20 protein-coding genes are annotated in these 16,884 nt (G+C 72.0%); 15 read left to right on the top strand and 5 right to left on the bottom strand.

Going from position 1 to position 16,884, the window contains the following annotated elements:
- The first annotated feature begins 55 nt into the window (after positions 1 to 55).
- The 5 genes from AMYTH_RS0117840 to AMYTH_RS0117820 are packed head-to-tail and all read left to right on the top strand — an operon-like array spanning position 56 to position 5,072.
- Complete coding sequence (locus AMYTH_RS0117840; RefSeq protein ID WP_027931481.1) at positions 56 to 1,189, top strand: acetyl-CoA C-acyltransferase; 1,134 nt, start codon at positions 56 to 58, stop codon at positions 1,187 to 1,189.
- Positions 1,186 to 2,358, top strand: coding sequence for an acyl-CoA dehydrogenase family protein (locus tag AMYTH_RS0117835; RefSeq protein WP_027931480.1), 1,173 nt, complete (start codon positions 1,186 to 1,188; stop codon positions 2,356 to 2,358). Before AMYTH_RS0117840 ends, AMYTH_RS0117835 begins: the two co-directional genes overlap by 4 nt.
- Positions 2,359 to 2,371: 13 nt before the next feature.
- Positions 2,372 to 3,427, top strand: coding sequence for an acyl-CoA dehydrogenase family protein (locus AMYTH_RS0117830; protein WP_027931479.1), 1,056 nt, complete (start codon positions 2,372 to 2,374; stop codon positions 3,425 to 3,427).
- Positions 3,424 to 4,209 (top strand): enoyl-CoA hydratase/isomerase family protein, encoded by a 786-nt coding sequence (locus AMYTH_RS0117825; RefSeq protein ID WP_027931478.1) that lies wholly within the window; start codon positions 3,424 to 3,426, stop codon positions 4,207 to 4,209. The genes AMYTH_RS0117830 and AMYTH_RS0117825 overlap by 4 nt, the downstream gene beginning before the upstream one ends.
- Positions 4,194 to 5,072 carry a crotonase/enoyl-CoA hydratase family protein gene (locus AMYTH_RS0117820; RefSeq protein WP_027931477.1) on the top strand — a complete coding sequence of 293 codons (879 nt, stop codon included), beginning with the start codon at positions 4,194 to 4,196 and terminating at the stop codon, positions 5,070 to 5,072. The genes AMYTH_RS0117825 and AMYTH_RS0117820 overlap by 16 nt, the downstream gene beginning before the upstream one ends.
- Positions 5,073 to 5,085: 13 nt before the next feature.
- On the opposite strand, the gene AMYTH_RS0117815 is transcribed toward AMYTH_RS0117820, so the two are convergent.
- Positions 5,086 to 5,853: an SDR family NAD(P)-dependent oxidoreductase gene (locus AMYTH_RS0117815; protein WP_027931476.1), complete on the bottom strand. Its 768-nt coding sequence runs from the start codon at positions 5,851 to 5,853 to the stop codon at positions 5,086 to 5,088.
- A 47-nt stretch (positions 5,854 to 5,900) separates the two neighbouring features.
- Here AMYTH_RS0117815 and AMYTH_RS0117810 point away from each other — a divergent pair, with 47 nt between their 5' ends.
- From AMYTH_RS0117810 to AMYTH_RS0117800, 3 genes are read left to right on the top strand one after another with little or no spacing between them, the layout of a single operon-like run.
- Positions 5,901 to 7,154: an acyl-CoA dehydrogenase family protein gene (locus AMYTH_RS0117810; RefSeq protein ID WP_027931475.1), complete on the top strand. Its 1,254-nt coding sequence runs from the start codon at positions 5,901 to 5,903 to the stop codon at positions 7,152 to 7,154.
- Positions 7,151 to 8,446: a phosphotransferase family protein gene (locus AMYTH_RS0117805; protein ID WP_027931474.1), complete on the top strand. Its 1,296-nt coding sequence runs from the start codon at positions 7,151 to 7,153 to the stop codon at positions 8,444 to 8,446. The genes AMYTH_RS0117810 and AMYTH_RS0117805 overlap by 4 nt, the downstream gene beginning before the upstream one ends.
- A complete protein-coding gene (locus AMYTH_RS0117800) occupies positions 8,443 to 8,676 on the top strand; it encodes an SMP-30/gluconolactonase/LRE family protein (protein ID WP_027931473.1) in 234 nt (77 codons plus the stop codon). The genes AMYTH_RS0117805 and AMYTH_RS0117800 overlap by 4 nt, the downstream gene beginning before the upstream one ends.
- A gap of 54 nt (positions 8,677 to 8,730) precedes the next feature.
- Here AMYTH_RS0117800 and AMYTH_RS0117795 read toward each other — a convergent pair whose 3' ends face one another.
- The 3 genes from AMYTH_RS0117795 to AMYTH_RS0117785 are packed head-to-tail and all read right to left on the bottom strand — an operon-like array spanning position 8,731 to position 10,240.
- Complete coding sequence (locus AMYTH_RS0117795) at positions 8,731 to 9,411, bottom strand: hypothetical protein (RefSeq protein ID WP_017981341.1); 681 nt, start codon at positions 9,409 to 9,411, stop codon at positions 8,731 to 8,733.
- 3 nt (positions 9,412 to 9,414) lie between these two features.
- Positions 9,415 to 9,573, bottom strand: a complete 159-nt coding sequence (locus AMYTH_RS48915; protein ID WP_157360626.1) for a hypothetical protein — start codon at positions 9,571 to 9,573, stop codon at positions 9,415 to 9,417.
- A gap of 46 nt (positions 9,574 to 9,619) precedes the next feature.
- Positions 9,620 to 10,240, bottom strand: a complete 621-nt coding sequence (locus AMYTH_RS0117785; protein WP_027931472.1) for an L-threonylcarbamoyladenylate synthase — start codon at positions 10,238 to 10,240, stop codon at positions 9,620 to 9,622.
- A 213-nt stretch (positions 10,241 to 10,453) separates the two neighbouring features.
- On the opposite strand from AMYTH_RS0117785, the gene AMYTH_RS45180 reads away from it, so the two are divergent.
- The 3 genes from AMYTH_RS45180 (at position 10,454) to AMYTH_RS0117770 (ending at position 12,459) form a co-directional block, all read left to right on the top strand.
- Positions 10,454 to 11,530, top strand: coding sequence for a glycosyltransferase family 2 protein (locus AMYTH_RS45180; protein ID WP_228684846.1), 1,077 nt, complete (start codon positions 10,454 to 10,456; stop codon positions 11,528 to 11,530).
- 5 nt (positions 11,531 to 11,535) lie between these two features.
- Positions 11,536 to 11,688 carry a hypothetical protein gene (locus tag AMYTH_RS48910; RefSeq protein ID WP_157360625.1) on the top strand — a complete coding sequence of 51 codons (153 nt, stop codon included), beginning with the start codon at positions 11,536 to 11,538 and terminating at the stop codon, positions 11,686 to 11,688.
- Positions 11,689 to 11,760: 72 nt separating this feature from the next.
- Complete coding sequence (locus AMYTH_RS0117770) at positions 11,761 to 12,459, top strand: SDR family oxidoreductase (RefSeq protein WP_027931471.1); 699 nt, start codon at positions 11,761 to 11,763, stop codon at positions 12,457 to 12,459.
- A gap of 252 nt (positions 12,460 to 12,711) precedes the next feature.
- On the opposite strand, the gene AMYTH_RS0117765 is transcribed toward AMYTH_RS0117770, so the two are convergent.
- Positions 12,712 to 13,383, bottom strand: coding sequence for an IclR family transcriptional regulator (locus tag AMYTH_RS0117765; RefSeq protein WP_027931470.1), 672 nt, complete (start codon positions 13,381 to 13,383; stop codon positions 12,712 to 12,714).
- Between the two features lie 114 nt (positions 13,384 to 13,497).
- Here AMYTH_RS0117765 and AMYTH_RS0117760 point away from each other — a divergent pair, with 114 nt between their 5' ends.
- From AMYTH_RS0117760 to AMYTH_RS0117745, 4 genes are read left to right on the top strand one after another with little or no spacing between them, the layout of a single operon-like run.
- Entirely contained in the window at positions 13,498 to 13,905 is a 408-nt protein-coding gene (locus tag AMYTH_RS0117760) for a nuclear transport factor 2 family protein (RefSeq protein ID WP_027931469.1), read from the top strand.
- The gene (locus AMYTH_RS0117755) at positions 13,902 to 14,708 is read left to right on the top strand and encodes an SDR family NAD(P)-dependent oxidoreductase (RefSeq protein WP_027931468.1); all 807 of its coding nucleotides are present in this window, start codon (positions 13,902 to 13,904) and stop codon (positions 14,706 to 14,708) included. Before AMYTH_RS0117760 ends, AMYTH_RS0117755 begins: the two co-directional genes overlap by 4 nt.
- On the top strand, positions 14,701 to 15,477 hold the full coding sequence (locus AMYTH_RS0117750; protein ID WP_027931467.1) for an SDR family NAD(P)-dependent oxidoreductase: 777 nt from the start codon (positions 14,701 to 14,703) through the stop codon (positions 15,475 to 15,477). Before AMYTH_RS0117755 ends, AMYTH_RS0117750 begins: the two co-directional genes overlap by 8 nt.
- Entirely contained in the window at positions 15,474 to 16,880 is a 1,407-nt protein-coding gene (locus tag AMYTH_RS0117745) for an FAD-dependent oxidoreductase (RefSeq protein ID WP_027931466.1), read from the top strand. Before AMYTH_RS0117750 ends, AMYTH_RS0117745 begins: the two co-directional genes overlap by 4 nt.
- Positions 16,881 to 16,884 lie beyond the last annotated feature (4 nt).

Here is a 16,884-nt window from a genome sequence, read left to right as displayed (position 1 = left end):
GCCCACAGCGAGCGGCTCCGCCGCTCAGAAACGCGAAACGGATGAAGGAGGAGCCGTGCGAGACGCGGTGATCGTGGAAGCGGTGCGCACCCCGGTGGGCAAGCGTGAGGGCGGCCTGTCCGGCGTGCACCCGGTGGACCTGTCGGCGCACGTGCTGCGTGGCCTCGCCGAGCGGACCGGGATCGACCCGGCCGCCGTCGACGACGTCGTGTGGGGTTGCGTGAGCCAGGCCGGTGAGCAGACCGGCGACATCGGCCGCAACGCCGTGCTGGCGGCGGGCTGGCCGGAGAGCGTGACCGGCGTGACCGTCGACCGGCAATGCGGCTCGTCCCAGCAGAGCGTGCACTTCGCCGCCGCGGGACTGATCGCCGGGCACTACGACGTGGTGGTGGCGGGCGGCGTCGAGTCGATGAGCCGGGTGCCGATGGGTTTCTCGGCGCAGGGCAAGAACCCGCTGGGCGACCAGGTGCTGGCACGCTACGGCGGGGTGCGGCCCAACCAGGGCATCGGCGCGGAGATGATCGTCGAGCGGTGGGGCTTCAGCCGCACCCAGGTCGACGAGTTCTCCCTGGCCTCGCACGAAAAGGCCGCCGCCGCGCAGGACGCGGGCGCGTTCGACGAGCAGCTGCTGCCGGTCGCGGACGTCACCGCGGACGAGGGCGTGCGCCGGGGCGGGTCGCTGGAGAAGCTGGCCGGGCTCAAGCCCGCGTTCCGCGAGGACGGCGTCATCACCGCGGGCAACAGCTCGCAGATCAGCGACGGCGCCGCCGCCCTGCTGATGACGACCAGCGAGAAGGCCGCCGAGCTCGGCCTGCGGCCGATCGCCCGCGTGCACACCGCGGTGCTCGCGGGTGACGACCCGGTGATCATGCTGACCGCACCCATCCCGGCCACCCGGAAAGCCCTGCAGCGCAGCGGGTTGTCGATCTCCGACATCGGCGTGTTCGAGGTCAACGAGGCGTTCGCGCCGGTGCCGATGGCCTGGCTGGCCGAGACCGGCGCCGACGCCAAGACCCTCAACCCGCACGGCGGGGCGATCGCGCTCGGCCACCCGCTCGGCGCGAGCGGCGCGCGCATCATGACCACCCTCGTGCACCACATGCGCGCCGCCGGCATCCGCTACGGCCTGCAGACCATGTGCGAGGGCGGCGGACAGGCCAACGCGACGATCCTGGAGCTGATCGCATGAGCGAGTTCCGCGAGAAGGTCCGCGCCTGGCTCGCCGAGAACGTCCCCGGCGACGAGGAACTGGCGACCGCCAAGCGGTTCCAGGCCGCGTTGTACGACGCCGGGCTGGCCGGCATCACTTGGCCCAAGGAGTTCGGCGGGCAGGGGCTCACGTCGGCCGAGCAGCAGGTCTTCGACCAGGAGTCGGCCCGCTACGACCTGCCCAACTCGGTCTTCCGGATCGGCATGGGCATGTGCGGGCCGACGATCCTCGACCTGGGCACGCCCGAGCAGAAGGCCCGCTACATCCCGCCGCTGCTGCGTGGCGACGAGATCTGGTGCCAGCTGTTCTCCGAGCCGGGCGCCGGGTCCGACGTCGCGAGCCTGCAGACCCGCGCGGTGCGGGACGGGGACGAGTGGGTCGTGAACGGGCAGAAGGTGTGGACGACGGTCGCGCACCTGGCCGACTTCGGCGCGCTGCTCGCCCGCACCGACCCGGACGTGCCCAAGCACCAGGGCCTGACGATGTTCCTCATCGACATGCACGACCCGGCGGTCACCGTGCGGCCGCTGAAGGACATGACCGGGCGGGCGCCGTTCAACGAGGTGTACTTCGAGAACCTGCGCCTGCCCGCGGACGCGGTGCTCGGCCAGGTCGGCCAGGGCTGGCTCGCCGCGGTCACCATGCTCGGCCACGAGCGCGTGTCGATCGGCGGGTTCGTGCGCAAGCGGCACGACCCGCTGGCGCACGCGAACCTCGCCGAGACCGCCCGGCGCTACGGCCGCGACGCCGATCCCGTGGTGCGCGCCGAACTGGCGAAGCTCTACGCGGCGGAACGGGCGCTGGCGCTGTTCAACGTGCGGCTGCGGCAGGAGGCCGAGGCCGGATCGCCGCCGGGCGCGCGCGGGTCGGTGGCCAAGCTCGCCGGCGCCCAGCTGCAGCAGCAGGCCGTCGCGGTCGCCGGGCTGATCGCCGGGCCGCGCGCGACGGCGTGGGAGCCGGGCGACGCGGCCGGGGAGGAACTGGCGCTGGCGATCAACCAGACGCCGTCGTCGAGCATCGCCGGCGGCACCGACCAGATCCAGCGCACCATCATCGGGGACCGGATCCTCGGACTGCCCCGCGAACCCGTCGTCGACCGCGACGTGCCCTTCCGCGAGCTGCGGGTGGGCACGCAGCGACCCGCCTGAGAGGAGAGGGATCGTGCAGCTGGTGCTCGACACCGAACAGCAGCAACTGCGGTCGACGGTGCGCAAACTGCTCGCCGACCACAACAACGTCCGGTCCGTCGTGGACGGTGACGATGCCTACGACGCCGCGCTGTGGCGGCACCTGGCCGAGCTCGGCCTGACCGGACTCGTGGTGCCCGAGGAGCTCGGCGGCGCGGGCGCGGGACATGTGGAGCGGGCCGTGGTGCTCGAAGAGCTGGGCCGCGCGCTCGCGCCGGTGCCGTTCTTCGCCTCCGCCGTGCTGGCGGTGGACGCGCTGGTGGCGCTGGGGGACACCCAGGTGCTGCCCGCGCTGGCGGCCGGCGAGAAGATCGGCGCGCTGGCGGTTTCACCGGAGTGGGGGCCGGCCCCGGTGAGCGCCACCGAACGCGACGGCGGCTGGGTGCTCGACGGGCACGCGCCGTTCGTCATCTCCGGTGACGTGGCCGACGTCTTCGTCGTGTACTCGGCCGACGGGTGGTTCGTGGCCGAGGACGCCCGGCGGACGCCACTGACCACTTTGGACCCCACGCGTGGCCAGGCGAAGCTGGAGTTCGCCGCGACCCCGGCCCGCAGGCTGGACACCGCGGACCCGGCCGCCGTGCTGGAGGAGGTGCGTGACCTCGCGTCCGTGGCGCTGGCCGCGGAACAGGTCGGCGGCATCGCGAAGGTGCTGGAAACCACGGTCGAGTACGCGAAGGTGCGGGTGCAGTTCGGCCGCGCCATCGGCTCGTACCAGGCGGTCAAGCACGCGTGCGCGGACCTCTACAGCACGAGCGAACGCGCGGAGTCCCTGCTGCGGCACGCCGCGTGGGCCGCCGACCACGACCGCGAGGCGCTGCCGCTGGCCGCGGCCACCACGCAGGTGTTCACCGGGCCCGCCTACTTCGCGGCGGCGGCGTCCGGCCTGCAGTTGCACGGCGGCATCGGCTACACGTGGGAGCACGACGCGCACCTGTACTACAAGCGCGCCAAGAGCTGCGAGCTGCTGTTCGGCGGCCACGACGAGCAGCTGGCCCGGCTCGCCGGCCGACTGGACGGTGTTTCGTGACGGAACAGCCGGTGCTGCTCGACCGGGCGGGCGCGGTGCTCACCGTGACCCTGAACCGGCCGCACCGCAAGAACGCGATCGACCAGCCGATGTGGGACGGGTTGTACGACGCGTTCCACGACGCCGAACGGGACGACGACGTGCGCGTGGTCGTCGTCACCGGCGCGGGCGGTGACTTCTGCGCGGGCGCCGACCTGTCCGCGGACCGGACGGACCACCCGCTGACCCGGATGCACCGGGTCAACGACGTCGCGCTCGCCCTGAACGAGATCTCGAAGCCGACGATCGCGAAGGTCGACGGCGTCGCGGTCGGCGCGGGCTGGAACCTCGCGCTCGGCTGCGACCTCGTGGTGGCCACCGAGCGGGCGCGGTTCAGCCAGATCTTCGCCCGCCGCGGACTGTCGCTGGACTTCGGCGGCTCGTGGCTGCTACCCCGGCTCGTCGGGTTGCAGCAGGCGAAACGGCTCGCGCTGCGGGCCGAGATGATCGACACGGCGGAGGCGCGCGACCTCGGTCTGGTCACCTGGATCAAACCGGCCGCCGAGCTGGATTCCTTTGTGGACTCGCTCGCCGCTGAACTGGCCGAACTGCCGCCGGTCGCGCTGGCGCTGAGCAAGCGGCTGCTCGAAGAGGGCGCGAGCCGGACGCTGCGTGAGGCGCTGGAGGGCGAGGCGCGAGCGCAGACGGTGAACTTCGCGACCGAGGACGCGCCCGCCGCGTTCGAGGCGTTCCTCCTCGCCAAGACGGAAGCGAAATACACGGGACGATGGGCGGTGCGGTGAGTTACGACGAGATCATCTACGAGGTCGCCGACGGGATCGCCACGATCACGCTGAACCGGCCGGCGCGGCTCAACGCGTTCACGCTGGAGATGGCGCACGAGCTGGTCGCGGCGTTCGACGAGGTGGACGCCGACGACTCGGTGCGGGTGGTCGTGGTGACCGGCGCCGGGCGCGGCTTCTGCGCCGGGGCGGACCTCGAACGCGGCGCGGGCACGTTCGACAAGAACGCGATCGGCGACGTCAAGGGGTTCGGCGAGATCGACGGCGTGCCGCGAGACGCCGGTGGCGCGGTGGCGCTGCGGATCGCGGCGTGCAAGAAGGTCGTCATCGGCGCGTTCAACGGGCCCGCGGTCGGGGTCGGCGTGACGATGTCGCTGCCGATGGACATCCGGATCGCCAGCGAGAACGCCAAGTTCGGGTTCGTGTTCGCGCGGCGCGGGATCCTGCTGGAGGCCGCGTCGTCGTGGTTCCTGCCCCGGGTCGTCGGCATCTCGCAGGCGATGGAGTGGGTGGCGACCGGGCGCGTGTTCGACGCCGCCGAGGCCCGCGCGGGCGGGCTGGTGTCGCGGGTCGTGCCGCCGGACGAGCTGATCCCGGCGGCGACGGCGATCGCGCGCGAGGTCGCGGACAACACGTCGGCGGTGTCGGTCGCGGTGTCCCGGCAGCTGCTGTGGGGCATGCTCGGCTCGCCCACGCCATGGGACGCGCACCGCGCGGACTCCAGCGCGTTGCTGCAGCTCGGTGCGGGCAAGGACGCGATGGAAGGCGTGATGGCGTTCCTGGAGAAGCGCGCGCCGGCCTTCCCCGGCCGCGTCTCCGTGGACTACCCGGACGGGGTCCCGCCGTTCCCCGGGACCCCGTGAGCCGGTGGCCCGGTCAGAAGCTGAGGTAGCCGCCGTCCACGGTGATCGTGTCGGCGGTGTGAAACGCGCTGGCCGGGCTCGCCAGGTACACGGCGAGCGCGCCGAAGTCGTCCGGCCTGCCCCAGCGGCCGACCGGCATCCGCGGCAGCACCCGGCGCTGGAACCCTTCGGAGTCCAGCGCCGGGGCCGCCAGCGGCGTGTGCACCCAGCCGGGCAGGACCGCGTTGGCGCGGATGCCGTGCCTGGCCAGCTCGACCGCGATCGACTTGATCATCGCGGTGAGCCCGGCCTTGCTCGCCGCGTACGCCTGCCCGCGCGGCTGGCCCTGGACCGACGCCACGCTCGACGTGCCGACCAGGCTCCCGCCGGTGCCCTGCGCCAGCATCACCCTCGCCGCCGCGCGCAAGGTCAGGAACGCGCCGTCCAGGTCGACCCGGGTGACTCGGCGGAACTCCGCCAGCGACGTCTCGGTGAACCGGCTGCCCACCCCGGCCACACCGGCGTTGACGAAGCAGGAATCCAGGCGCCCCAGCGCTTCCACGCTGCGCGCCATCGCGGGCTCCACCTGGTCCTCGTCGCCGACGTCGCAGCGCACGGCGAGGACCTTGGTGCCGTGCCGGGACAGCTCGGCGACGGCTTCGTCGTTGCGTTCGGCGTTGGTGCCCCAGATCGCGACGTCGGCGCCGGCGGCGGCGAGCGCGCCGGCCATCGCGAGGCCGATCCCCGAATTGCCGCCGGTGATGACGGATGCGTGCCCGGTGAGGTCGAACGGGTTGGTCATCCGCGGATAGTGCCCCAGTTTTCCTCCGCCACGCAAGGAGTTGCCCCATGGACTTCGAGTTGCCCGCGGCGTTGCGGCAGCTGCTCACCGACCTGGACCAGTTCCTCGAGGACGAGATCTGGCCGCTGCAACGACAGGACGACAACGAGCGCTTCTTCGACCACCGCCGGGAGTTCGCGCGCACCGACTTCGAGGCGGGCGGCACCCCGCGCCGTGAATGGGAAGAGCTGCTGAGGGAGATGTTCCGGCGCGCCGACCGTGCGGGCTGGCTGCGGTACGGGCTGCCGAAATCCGTCGGCGGCAGCGACGGCAGCAACCTTGACATGGCCGTGATCCGCGAGCACCTCGCCGCGAAGGGCCTCGGCCTGCACAACGACCTGCAGAACGAGTCCTCGGTCGTCGGCAACTTCCCGTTCGTGCACATGTTCCTCGCCGCGGGCACGCCGGAGCAGCAGAGCGAGTTCGTCGAGGACATGATCACCGGGCGCAAGCGGGTCGCGTTCGGACTGACCGAACCGGACCACGGCAGCGACGCGACCTGGCTGGAGACCACCGCCGTGCCGGACGGCGACGGCTGGATCCTCAACGGCGCCAAGCGGTTCAACTCCGGCCTGCACTCGGCGACCCACGACGTGATCTTCGCCCGCACCTCCGGCGACGGCGGGGATCCCCGCGGCATCACCGCGTTCATCGTGCCCACCGACACGCCGGGGTTCTCCGTCGACTTCCACTGGTGGACGTTCAACATGCCCACCGACCACGCCGAGGTCACGCTGACCGACGTCCGCGTGCCCGCCACCGCGGTGTTCGGCGAGGTCGGCAACGGCCTCGCGCTGGCCCAGCACTTCGTGCACGAGAACCGGATCCGGCAGGCCGCCTCCGGGGTCGGCGCGGCGCAGTACTGCATCGACCGGAGCGTGGCGTACGCGCGGGAGCGCCGGACGTTCGGCCGCCCGCTCGCCGAACGGCAGGCCATCCAGTGGCCGCTGGTCGAGCTGCAGACCGAGGCCGAGCTGGTGCGCACCCTCGTGCGCAAGACGGCGTGGGAGCTCGACCGCACCGACCACATGCTGATCAGCGACAAGGTGTCGATGTGCAACTACCGCGCCAACCGGCTGGTGTGCGACGCCGCCGACCGCGCGATGCAGGTGCACGGCGGGCTCGGCTACACGCGGCACACCCCGTTCGAGCACATCTACCGGCACCACCGCCGCTACCGGATCACCGAGGGCGCCGAGGAGATCCAGATGCGCAAGATCGCCGGTTACCTGTTCGGGTTCGCGGGGCCGGACAAGCGATGACCGGGCTGGCGGAGGCGCTCGGACGGCGGCTGGGCGCGCAGATCACCGGGCTGCGGCGGCTGAGCGGCGGCGCGAGCCGGGAGACCTGGGCGTTCACCGCCGAGCCGGGCGGGCGGCTGGTGCTGCGGCGGGATCCGCCGGGGGAGTGCCGCCCGGCGGAGATGGCGCGGGAGGCGGCGTTGATCCGGGCCGCGCGCGAAGCCGGGGTGCCGGTGCCGCGGCTGGTGGACCACGGGCCGGACGTGCTCGGCTCGCCGTACCTGATCACCGAGCATGTCGACGGCGAGACGATCCCGCGGCGGTTGCTACGGGACCCGGAGTTCGCGGACGTGCGGCCGAAGCTCGCGGCGGAGCTGGGGCGCGTCGCGGCGCGCATCCACGCCATGCCGGACGTGCCGGGGCTGCCCTCGGCGGACCCGCTGGAGTCGCTGGTGGAGCTGTACGACGAGCTGGACCAGCCGTTGCCGTCGCTGGAAATCGGGTTGCGCTGGTTGCGCGCACACCGCCCGGAGCCGGCGGGGAACACCGTGGTGCACGGCGACTTCCGCACCGGCAACCTGATCATCGGCCCGGACGGGCTGGCCGCGGTGCTGGACTGGGAACTGGCGCACCGCGGCGATCCGCTGGAGGACCTCGGCTGGTTGTGCGTGAAGGCGTGGCGGTTCTCCTCGCCGCTGCCCGCGGGCGGGTTCGGCACCCGGGAGGAGCTGCTCGACGGGTACGCCGAGGTCGCCGGGTTCCGCCCGGATCCCGCGGCCGTGCACTGGTGGGAGGTGTTCGGCACGTTCCGGTGGGCGGTGCTCTGCCTGCGGCAGGCCGACCGGCACCTGAGCGGGCGGATCCGGTCGGTCGAGCTGGCTGCGGTCGGGCGGCGGGTGTGCGAGCAGGAGCACGACCTGCTGACGGCGCTCGGCACGCCCGCCGTCCCGGTGGCCGCGGCGCCGGATCCGGCGCCGGACCTGCACGGCAGGCCGACCGCGGCCGAGCTGGTTGAGGCGGTGGCGGAGTTCCTGCGGGCCGACGTCATGCCGGGCACCGAGGGGCGGGTGTCGTTCCAGGCGCGGGTGGCGGCGAATGTGCTGGGCATCGTGTCGCGCGAGCTGCGCCTGGGCACCGCGCAAGAGCGGCGGCACGTGGACCGGCTCGCGGCGCTGGGGTTCGCGACGCACGCGGAGCTGGCGCGGGCGGTGCGGTCGGGCGCCGTGGACGTGGCGGACGTGGTCGCCGCCGTGCGGGCCGACGTGACGGACCGGTTGCTGGTGGCGAACCCGAAGTACCTGGAGACGGCGTGAAGGAGATCGCGATCGGGCTGCGGTTCCCGGAGGGCCGGGTCGCGCTGGACGACGGCTCGGTGCTCGTCGTGGAGATCGAGCGCGGGACGTTGTCGCGGGTGTCGCCGGACGGATCGGTGACGGTGGTCGCGGACTGCGGCGGCGGGCCGAACGGCGCGGCGATCGGGCCGGACGAATGGCTTGCTCACCGTCCGGAAGCCATCAGCGCGGCGCAGCGCCCGCGTACTTGAGTCGCAAGCTCGGGGGCCGGCCGTTGCCGCCTGCACACCTGACCGGGCCGCTCCTCAACTGCCCTTTGTGAGCTTGTCCAGCTGGGTCTGCAGCTCGTCGAGCCGCGCGTGCAGCAGCGCGACCTCGGCCGACAGCAGCGGCACCAGCTCCGGCGCCGACGTGGTCGAGCCGGTGGTGAAGGCGACCGCCCGGTCGTCCCGGTGCACCGGCACTCCGGCCAGCCTGCTGAAGTGCTCCAGCGTGAGCGGCGGGCGGTTGCCCGCGCACGTCGAGCACACCGGCAGCAGCTTGCGCCACCCCACGACCCCGGTGCCGGTGGCCACGAACACCTGCGCCGGCCAGCCGCACGCGCACAACCCGGCGTGCACGGCCGTCACCGTCTGCTTCGAGTACCGCACGCCCCGCTCGTACAGGAAGTAGCGCCCCGCGGCGTCCACCTCCAGCAGCACGCTCTGCTGGTACTGCGGATCGCAGGCCAGCGCGCGGGCGTCGGCGAGTTCGTGGAAGCAGTAGAACCCGCAGTCGCACAGGCGGGACGGGCTCTGGTGACGGCTGCTCTGCGCGCACTTCGCCTCGGCTGTCACCCGGTAGGCGTGCGTGCGGCCGAGCGACACGCCGGTGAACCCCGCCTCGGTGCCGTCGGCGGAGAGCATCGGGTAGGCGAGCTTGTAGCCGCGCAGCGGGACGTCGCGCCGTTCCTGGGGCGTGCGGCGCAACGACAGCCTGCCCGCCATGGCTCAGCGATCGGCGGTGACGGGGGCGGGGCGCTCCGGTTCGGGGGTTTCGGCGGTTTCGCGCGGCTCCTCGATCGGGGTGACCTCTTCGGCCTTGGATTCTTCGACGACGCCCACGGCAAGCTTCCGGCCCAGTCTCATCGCAGCCTCCTCGCGGATCACGGGTGCGTTTTTCCAGCGTGACCCGCGAACGCGGGGATGTCCAGAGCTATTCGAAACGCGCGGTGTCCCCAGCACCCGTTCGGACGATCTCCGGCTCGCCGCTGGAGAAGTCGATCACGGTGGTGGGCTCGGTGCCGCAGTCGCCGGAGTCGACCACCGCGTCGACCACGTGGTCCAGCTCGTCCTTGATCTCCCAGCCCTGGGTGAGCGGCTCCTCGTGGTCGGGCAGCAGCAGCGTGCTGGAGACCAGCGGCTCGCCAAGCTCGTCGAGCAGGGCCTGCGCGACGACGTGGTCCGGGATGCGCACGCCGACGGTCTTCTTCTTCGGGTGCAGCAGCCGCCGCGGCACTTCTTTCGTGGCCGGGAGGATGAAGGTGTAGCTGCCCGGGGTGGCGGCCTTGATCGCGCGGAAGACGGTGTTGTCGACGTGCGCGAACTGCCCGAGCTGGGCGAAGTCGCGGCAGACGAGCGTGAAGTGGTGCCGGTCGTCGAGGTGCCGGATGGCGCGGATGCGGTCCAGCCCGTCGCGGTTGCCGAGCTGGCAGCCGAGGGCGTAGGCGGAGTCGGTCGGGTAGACGATCAGGCCGTCCTGCCGCAGCAGGTCGACGATCTGGCCGATCGACCGGCGCTGGGGGTTGTCCGGGTGCACGTCGAAGTACTTCGCCATCCCCAGAGCTTAGGATCTTGCCTCCCGGCCCGCCGACAGAGGCGAAAGACCCGAGCCCGCGGGGCCGTTCGGCACATTCTGCGTCCCGGTTGTCGACTCTCCGTGTCGATCACACAGCGTGGTGAAGTGTGACGTGCGTCACTATCTGTTCGGGCTAATGACCTGCTCCGAACTTCCTATATGCCGGTCATGTTGGTGACTCCTCGTCATTCAGTGGGCCGGGACCGCGTGGTCGTCGTGATCCCGGCGCACGACGAAGCCGCGAGCGTCGGCGCGACGATCGACTCCGCACTGGCGCAGACCGTCCCGCCGGACGCGATCTTCGTCGTCGCCGACAACTGCTCCGACGACACGGCCGCGATCGCGGTGGCGCACGGCGCGCGAGTGCTGGAAACCGTCGGCAACACCGACAAGAAAGCCGGCGCGCTGAACCAGGCACTCGAGGTCGTCCTGCCCCAGCTCGACGGGGACGACCGCGTCCTGGTCATCGACGCGGACTCGCTGCTCGCTCCGGAGTGGATCGAAACCGCGCTCGCCGTGATGGAGCGGCCGGGGGTCGGTGCGGTCGGCGGCATCTTCTACGGCGAGGGGCGCGCGGGGCTGATCGAACAGTTGCAGCGCAACGAGTACGTCCGCTACGCCCGGGACGTGCTGCGGCGTGGCAAGGGTGTCTGGGTGTTGACCGGCACCTCCACGTTGTTCCGGGTGTCGGTGCTGCGCGAGATCGCCGCGGCGCGTGGTGCGGTGTTGCCGGGGCGGGCTGGGGAGTTCTACGACCGGCGCGCGCTGACCGAGGACATGGAGATCACGCTGGCGAGCCTCAGGCTCGGCTACCGGTGTGTGTCGCCGGCGCGGTGTGCGACGACGACCGAACTGATGCCGACGTGGCGGGACCTGTGGCGGCAGCGTGTGCGCTGGCAGCGCGGCGCGATCGACAACCTGCGCTCGCACGGCGTCAACCGCGTCACGTTGCCGTACCTGGGGCAGCAGCTGTGGGCGGTGCTGGGGTTTCTGGTGATCGTGGGCTACCCGCTGCTGCTGGGCCTGTCGCTGGCGGCCGGGATGCCGTTGGTGCTGCACCCGTTCTGGCTCGCGATGGGCGTGGTGTGCCTGGTCGACCGGGTGGTGACGGTGCGGAAGGCGGGCTGGCGCGGGATCGTGCTGACGCTGCTGTTCCTGCCCGAGATGTACTACGACTTCTTCCGCCTGGCCGTGTACCTGGCCGGGTGGCGGGACGCGGTGCTGCGGCGTACGGCCGGATGGCACCACCTGACGGCTGTGAGGGGGTGAAAGACATGTACGGAAAGGGTTTCACCGCCGCCGGTTCCGGTTCGGCCGCGCTGGCCTACACCGGGTTCGGCGCGGCGTGGACGATCCTGGCGGGGCTGATGCTGTTGCTCGCCGGAGTGGCGCTGGTCAAGCTGGTGCCGCGCAAGGGGCAGGCCTGAGTGGGTGCAGCGCGCCCTGGCTGGCGTCGTTCTACCCGTCGAAACTGGATTTCGACGGAAAGGAGAACGGAAATGCCGGTCATCGTCATCACGGGAGCGAGCAGTGGAATCGGGCGGGCCACCGCGGAGGCGCTGGCGGCGGCGGGGCACCAGGTCGTGCTGGGCGCGCGCCGGGAACAGCGGCTGAAGGAGCTGGCCGCGCGAATCGGGGGCTCGTACCGGAGGCTGGACGTGACGGACGCGGAGGACGTGCGGTCCTTCATGGACTGGGCGGTGGCCGAGCACGGCCGGGTCGACGTGATCGTCAACAACGCCGGCGTGATGCCACTGTCCGCTTTGGACCGGCTGAAGCTGGACGAGTGGAACCGGATGATCGACGTGAACATCCGGGGCGTGCTGCACGGGATCGCCGCGGGGCTGCCGGTGATGCGCCGGCAGGGCGGCGGGCACTTCGTGAACGTGGCGTCGATCGGGGCGCACGAGGTGGTGCCGACGGCGGCGGTCTACTGCGCGACCAAGTACGCGGTGTGGGCGCTGTCGGAGGGGCTGCGCCAGGAGACGGGCCCGGACATCCGGGTGACGACGATCTCGCCGGGCGTGACCGAGTCGGAGCTGGCGGACAGCATCACGGACGCGGAGGCCGCCGAGGGAATGCGAAGCTACCGCGCGAAGACAATCCCCGCCGCGGCGATCGCCCGCGCGATCGCGTTCGCGATCGAGCAGCCCGCGGAGGTGGACGTGAACGAGATCATCGTCCGCCCGGCGGCTTAGGTACGCCGAGCCGTTCCCGCGTCTCGTCGACACGGGCGCCGAGGAGACGGCGAACTCGGGAACCCGCCGGAAAACCGGCGCTGCGGTCATCGGATGCGTGGGTGGCCGCAGGTGGGCGGCCCCGTCCTTGACGGACCGGGCTGCTCGCCGCCCGGCCGATGTCCACGATCGACCACGTGGGGTTCATGGCCACGTGGGCGGCGATGTACTGTCCCGCGAACAGCTCGAAGGCAGCGCGTGCCGGCGCTTTCCCTACCGCAGCAAGGAACCCAGTCGCTGGGCCGCGTCGACCACCGTGCGGCCCAGCGATTCCTCGTCGGGTGCGGAGAACAGTGACAGGCCGATGCTGACGTCCCGTCCGGGCACCACCGCGGAGATCCCGATGATCGACGGCGCGATTTCCCCGTAGGACACGGCAAATCCGCGCTTGCGGGCCAGCGCGACCTCCTCCCGCTCGCCTTCCGCCGCCGGCGCCGCGGACAGCAGTGCCAAGCCTGCCGAACCGCGGTCGATCGGGTCCACCTGGCCGGGCCGGAAGCTCACGTGCATCCGCGCCTGCCGCGGCTCGACGATCATCAGCATCCGCACCTCGTCCGCGCCCTCCCGCACCACCAGGTGCGCCGTCGCCTGGGTGAGGTCCGTCAGCTCCTCCAGCACGGGCCGCGCGAGCGTCCGCAGGTCCTGCTCCACCGGCTCGGCCAGCCGCACCAGGCCCGTCCCGAGCGAGATCCGCTTGAACCGGTCCCGCCGGCACAACCGGTGCGCCTCCAGCGTCCGCACGAGCCGGTGCGCCACCGTCCGGTGCACGCCCACCCCTTCGGCGATCTCCGTCAGCGTCATCCCCTGCGGGTGCGCGACGAGCAGTTCCAGGATCTGCAACCCGTTGTGCAGCGTTTTCGACATCCCCGAGTCGACTTCGGACACGCGGGCACCCCCTTGACGACGAACCGGACCGCGACCTACTGTTTCCGTAGTTCGCACGCTGCGTGCGATAATAGCACGCCGATCGCAGCGCGCAAGCCCCCGGAGGAGGTCATCGTGGACGTGGAGACGCTCGTGCTCGTGCACCAGCTGTACGGCGCGCAGAGCCACTACATCGACGAGGGCCGGGCCACCGAATGGGCGCACACCTTCACCCCGGACGGGGAATTCCACTCACCCAGCTATCCGGCTCCGGTGATGGGCACGGCGGCACTCGCGAAGTTCGCCGAGGACTTCGCCGCGCAACCAGGCGTCACCCGGCACGTCCTCACCAACCTGCACGTCACGCCCGCGGACGACGGCCTCACCGCGCGCGCCTACCTGCAGATCGTGCGCACCCTCCCGGACAGTCCGCCCGAACTCCTCCGCCTGACCACGATCACCGACCACCTGGTCCGCCACGCGGGCACGTGGCGCATCCGCCGCCGGACGGTGCGCCGCGACGACACGAAGGAGAACCGATGAGCGACACACGCGCCCAGCACGAGCCGATGACGGCCGTCTACCCGGAATTCGCGGGCAAGGTCGCGGTCGTCACCGGCGCGGCCCGCGGCATGGGCGCGCGCTTCACCGCCGCGCTCGCCGGCCGCGGCGTGCACGTCGTCGGCGCCGACATCAACGAAGAGCAGATGCTGGCGACCGCGAACGAACTCACCGCGGAACTCGCCAGCAGCGACAAGCCGGGCCAGATCGTCGGCGCCCGCATCGACGTCACCAAGCCCGAGGACCACGAAACCGTGGCACAGCTGGCGCTGGAGCGGTTCGGGCGCATCGACTTCTGGGTCAACAACGCCGGCATCTTCCCGTTCGCCCTCGCCGACGAGATCACGCCCGAGCAGATCAACGCGACCCTGTCGGTCAACGTCGAGGGCGTCCTCTACGGGGCGCAGACCGCGGCGCGGCACATGGAACCCGGCAGCGCGATCGTGAACATGTCGTCGGTGTCGGCGGTCCGCGTCCGCCGCGGCCGCGCCGCCTACTGCACCTCCAAGGCCGCCGTCGCGCACCTCACCGAATCGCTCGCCGTGGAGTTCGGCGACCGCGGCATCCGGGTCAACGCGATCGCCCCCGGCTACATCGACACCGAGATGACCCGCTGGGTCAAGGAGGACCCGGCCGCGCTGCGGCACGCGCTCGACGTCGTGCCGCTGCACCGGCTCGGTTCGCCCGAGGAGGTCGTCGGCCCGCTGCTGTTCCTGCTCTCCGACAGCGCCCGCTACGTGACCGGCCACAGCATCGCCGTCGATGGTGGGTCGCGGCATGTCTGAGTACCCGGACACGGTGCTCGTCACCGGCGCCGCCGCCGGCATGGGCGCCAGCCACGCCCGGGCCCTGGCCAAGCTCGGCACGCACGTGTGCCTCGCCGACGTCGCCGACGCCACCCCGGTCGTCGAGGAGATCGAGAACGACGGCGGCTCGGCGTCCGCGCACGAACTGGATGTCACCGACCCGCAGGCGTGGGCCCGCGTCGTCGACGAAATCCAGGAAGCGCGCGGCCGCCTCACCGGCCTCGTCAACAACGCGGGCATCTCGCGCCGCCTGGAGTTCCTGGACACCACCGACGAGGTCTGGGAACAGGTCCTCCGCATCAACCTGTTCGGCCCGTTCTACGGCATGAAGGCCGTCGCGGAGCTGATGCGCGACTCCGGTGGCGGTTCGATCGTCAACATCTCGTCGATCTCCGGCCAGATCGGCTACTTCTCGCCCGCGTACAGCTCCAGCAAGTGGGGCCTGACCGGGCTGTCCAAGTCGGCCGCGGGCAACTTCGCCAAGTGGGGCATCCGGGTCAACTCCGTCCACCCCGGACTCGTCGAGACCGCGCTGCTCGCCGGTGCCGATTCGTTCGTGGAATCCGCGGTGGCCAGCATCCCGGCCGGGCGCATGGCGCGGCCGGCGGAGATCACCGAGGCCGTGTTGTTCCTGCTGTCCAGCAGGTCCAGCTACATGACCGGCAGCGAGGTCACCGTGGACGGCGGCCTGGTGTCCAACGGCCTCTACCACCGCATCATCGCCGAGACCGGAGGAGACCTGGCATGAACGACGACTGGGACGTGGTGGTCGTCGGAGGCGGCGGCGCCGGGCTCGCCGCGGCCACCTCCGCCGCCGAGCGGGGCGCGTCGGTGCTGCTGTTCGAGTCGGAGACCGAGCTCGGCGGCTCGACCCAGCTGTCCGCGGGCATGTTCACCGCCGCCGGCACGAGCGTGCAGGCCGCGCTGGGCGTCGAGGACTCCGCGGAGCGGTTCTTCCAGCACTACATGGACCTCAACTCCTGGCAGCTCAACCCCGGGCTGATCGAGGCGTTCTGCCGCCACTCCGGCCCGACGCTGGAGTGGCTGATCGGCCTCGGCGTGGAGATCCCGGCCAAGGTGTCCGGCAACGCGCACACGCCGGGCCTGTGCCAGGCCGGGGTCGAGGACGTGTGGCGCGGCCACGTGCCGAAAGACCAGGGCTACGGCGTGGTCCAGGTGCTCGCCAAGGCCGCCCGCGCCCGGGGCGTCGAGATCGTCCTCAACACCCGCGTCGAGCGGCTCGTCGAAGACGACGGCCGGGTCTGCGGCGTCGTCGCCGACGGCATCGAGGTGCGCGCGGGCGCGGTGGTGGTCGCCAGCGGCGGGTTCGCCCAGGACCCGGACCTGCTGGCCCGCTACTACCCGGCGGCGCTGCGGGCGGGCGAGGACCTGTTCGTCGTCGCCGCCGACGGCAGCCGCGGCGACCACCTGCGCTTCGGCGAGCAGGTCGGCGCGGGCGTCACCGGCGACGGCTGGGGCCTGCTGCTGCCCACCGCCTACTTCCAGCGACTGCACCACTGGCAGTCCGGGTTCCCGCCGAAGTCGCGGATCTACGTCAACGGGGCCGGCCGCCGGTTCATGGACGAGGACGCCTCCTACGCGGTGTCCAGCGGCATCATCGAGCGGCAGGGCGGGAGCGCGTGGGCGATTTTCGACGAGCGCGCCCGCCGCAGCCTGCCCGCGGGGTACGCGCACTGGGACGCCGGCCACGTGCTGGCCGAGGCGGAAGCCGGGCGCACGCTGCGCGCCGGTAGCCTCGAGGAGCTGGCCGGCAAGGCCGGGATCCCCGCCGACGCGCTGGTCGCGACCGTGCGCCGGTGGAACGAGCAGCTGCCGTCCGGGCACGACCCGGAGTTCCTGCGGCACCGCACGCTCGCCAACAAGGGCTCGGCCGGCCACCCGGACCCGATCGGCGAACCCCCGTTCTACGCGGCGCGCCTGCTGCCCGCGGAGCTGGTGTGCACGCACGCCGGACTGGAGATCGACGCGCGCGCCGCGGTGCGCGACGAACGCGGCGAGGCCATCGCGGGCCTGTTCGCCGCGGGCGAGGCCGGAGCCGGTGTGCTCGGGCAGCGCTACGTCGGGGGCGGCAACGCCGTCGCCAACGCCCTGACCATGGGCCGCCTCGCCGGCGTCAACGCCGCGGCCTGACTTC

This window comes from Amycolatopsis thermoflava N1165, assembly GCF_000473265.1.
Classification (GTDB): Bacteria; Actinomycetota; Actinomycetes; order Mycobacteriales; family Pseudonocardiaceae; genus Amycolatopsis_E; species Amycolatopsis_E thermoflava.
This window is presented reverse-complemented; position numbering and strand designations above follow the sequence as displayed.